This window comes from Lacticaseibacillus sp. 30, assembly GCF_053819265.1.
Map to the genome: position 1 here is coordinate 1 of NZ_JBSOQX010000051.1, position 3,070 is coordinate 3,070.

At 49.2% G+C, this 3,070-nt stretch carries 3 protein-coding genes; all 3 read right to left on the reverse strand.

Annotated elements, in window-relative coordinates; translation table 11 throughout:
• Window positions 1-401, reverse strand: a 401-nt coding sequence (locus ACWPAB_RS15095) for an FAD-dependent oxidoreductase (protein WP_158070826.1), incomplete at its 3' end; no start/stop codon positions are given.
• Window positions 402-406: 5 nt separating this feature from the next.
• A complete protein-coding gene (locus ACWPAB_RS15100; RefSeq protein ID WP_003567800.1) occupies window positions 407-1,366 on the reverse strand; it encodes an ABC transporter ATP-binding protein in 960 nt (319 codons plus the stop codon).
• Window positions 1,366-2,898: an ABC transporter permease/substrate-binding protein gene (locus tag ACWPAB_RS15105; RefSeq protein WP_003585701.1), complete on the reverse strand. Its 1,533-nt coding sequence runs from the start codon at window positions 2,896-2,898 to the stop codon at window positions 1,366-1,368. The genes ACWPAB_RS15100 and ACWPAB_RS15105 overlap by 1 nt, the downstream gene beginning before the upstream one ends.
• Window positions 2,899-3,070 lie beyond the last annotated feature (172 nt).

Below are 3,070 nucleotides of genomic sequence, written 5' to 3' on the forward strand. Positions count from 1 at the left end.
ATCACAATATGTTCACCGGTCACGTTTTGGGAGCCAACTTTGACAGCATGTTCACCTAAAAGCTGAGCATGACCATACAACGTCGTGATCCCAGCATGAGTCAGGCCATTCAATGTGCCAGCAGGTACGCCCGTTGTGTAACTGCGCTTGAATGCCATTAAGGATGGCCAGTCAATCTTCGCCGTCCCGCTGATCCCAAAACCATTCATGCGCAAGGCAGCATTTTTAACTTCGACACCGCGATACAGCATTTTTTTCGGATCACAGCCATAGTTGGGACAGGTGCCGCCCCACAAATCGTTTTCAACGACTAATACTTTTTGCTTTGCTGCTAAACCGTAAGCTGCTGCTAAGCCACCTGGGCCGCCACCAATCACAATCGTTCCATAATCATAAGCCATCACGATCACTCCTTCGTCTCTGTGTTCTGATCGACAAATGCACTTGCGAGATAAGCGACAACACTATGGGTATTGACCACAAACGCACCATGTTCACTATTCACGCGCAACGCCTCATGCGCATCTAAAAGCGGCAACGCCTCGGCCAGCGTCAAGTTGCCGCCAACCGCATGCCGGGCCGACACATCCGCTGCAAATGGTGCTAACTGACTGAGCGTGACCTGCAGACCCTGATTGGCTTGCGCTCCCTTGAACAAATCCGCCACGAAATCGTTAGCCGGATTGGTCGCAATTTCTTCCGGCGTATCAACCTGCAAGAGTTTGCCACCGCGCATCACGCCGATCCGATCACCAAGTTTCATCGCTTCAGCCATATCGTGGGTCACAAAAATGACAGTGGTCTTCAAGGCACGATGCAAATGCAGCAGCATATCCTGAAGCTGAGTGCGGGAAATCGGATCTAATGCTGAGAACGGTTCGTCCATCAAGACCACCTTAGGCCGTGATGCTAAGGCCCGCAAAATACCGATGCGTTGCTGTTGCCCTCCGGATAATTCGCTTGGCATGCGATTGCGATACTCGGCTGGCGGCAAATCAACTGTTGTGAGTAACTCGTCTGTTGCCGTCCGAATTTTTTGGCGCGACCAGCCCTTCATTTCGGGGATCACGGCAATGTTTTGCGCCACTGTCATGGTTGGAAACAAGGCGATCTGCTGCAGGACATACCCCAGATCCCACCGCAAGTCGCGCATTTTGTAACTGGTGAGCGGTTTGTCGGCAAATTCGATGACGCCGCTCGTTGGATCAACCAAACGATTGATCATTTTCAGCGTCGTGGTTTTGCCGCTGCCGGAGGTGCCGACTAGCACAAATAACTCCCCTTGATCGACCTTCAGGCTAAGATCGTTGACCACGGGCTTGCCGTCATATTCCTTTGTGACGTGTTCAAGACTGATCAATGCCATCAGCGCACCTCCTTCAGCAAGCCATGCTGAACCAAATAGCGGTGAGCCACAGTTGCGGCCTTTTCGTTCTTCACACTCACGGCATAATTCATGGTCTGCATCTGTTTTTCCGTAATTTGACCAGCCAACTTGTTCAATGCAGCTACAAGTTGCGGGTGTTTTTCGGCAAAGGCCGTTCGCATCAATGGCGCACCGCGATAAATCGGAAACAACCCCTTATCATCTTGCAACGCCACCAGATGATATTGCCGCAATTGCGCATCAGTCGTATACCCATCGGTCAAATTGATCTGCCCGCGATCTAAAGCTTGGTAACGCAAGGAAGCATCCATTGAATCCACTTTAAACTGCAAGCCGTATTTTGATTGGATGCCCTTATACCCATCTTGCCGGTCAATGAACTCTAAATCAAATCCGGCGCGAATGGATGGTGCAATTTTGCCAAGATCGCTAATGGTATGCAGATCATAACGCTTGGCAAAACTTTCCTTAACGACTAAAGCATAGGTGTTGTTATACGCCATCGGTTTGAGATAACTCAGGCCTTGTTTAGCAAGCAGTTTCTTTGCAAGTGGATAATTATCTTTACCAGCCGTCACCTGTTGTTGCTGAGCGGCAGATGGTTTCGTCAAACTTGCCAGAACCGTCCCGGAAAACTCAGGGTATATGCCGATCTTATCGGTTCTCAACGCATTGTACAAGAAGCTCGTCTGTCCAAAGTTCGATTTCAACGTGACCCCGACATCAGGATCAGCTTTTTGAATGAGTTCTTTGTACATATTGATCAAAATATCCGGTTCACTGCCTAGTTTTCCCGCAATCGTGATAGTTTCCTTTGGTGCGGTCACATAAGTGTATACTTGGCTGCCAACCATACCAAGGACGGCAACCGCCACAACCCCGACGCTGATCTTCCAACTCACTTTTTGCATGACATTTAAGAGCCACGAAAAGACAATCGCCAATAGCGCTGCTGCCAAAGCACCCATTAACGTTAACGCCGCATCATTTCGATCAATACCTAGCAAAATGAACGTGCCTAAGCCACCGGCGCCGATCAAAGCTGCCAGCGTCGCGGTTCCAATAATCATGACCATTGCCGTCCGGACGCCCGACAAGATAACCGGTAAGGCGATGGGCAATTCAACTTTGAACAACTTCCGCAATCGACTCATGCCAAACGCATCGGCTGCTTCTTCATAGGAAGGATCAATATCGCGTAAACCGATATATGTATTTTGAAAAATCGGCAATAAAGCATACACCACTAAAGCAATAATCGCTGGCAGCGTCCCGATACCCACAAACGGAATCAACAACCCTAACAAGGCCAACGAAGGAATGGTTTGCAAAACACCAGTCACTTGCAGCAGCACTGCCGCGGTTTTGTGATGCGTCTGGACCCAAACGGCCAATGGAATCGCAATCACAACGGCGATCATCAAGGCAATTAAGGATATTTCGATATGTTGCCCCAAGGCACTAAGCAACTCGCCGTGCCGTTCAGAAATTGTCCGCCACAAATCAGCCATGTTATGCCTCCAATTGAATGTGATATGAGTAAGTGTAACACCTAGTTTTCACGTGCAACAAGATAAGGTGTGTTATATTCTGGCAAGTTCATCTTTCTTCTGGGAGCTGGTGAAATAACGGTAGTTCGCGTTAACTTCGCAGGCGCCTGCCACTGTCTTAAACGCTTCAAGA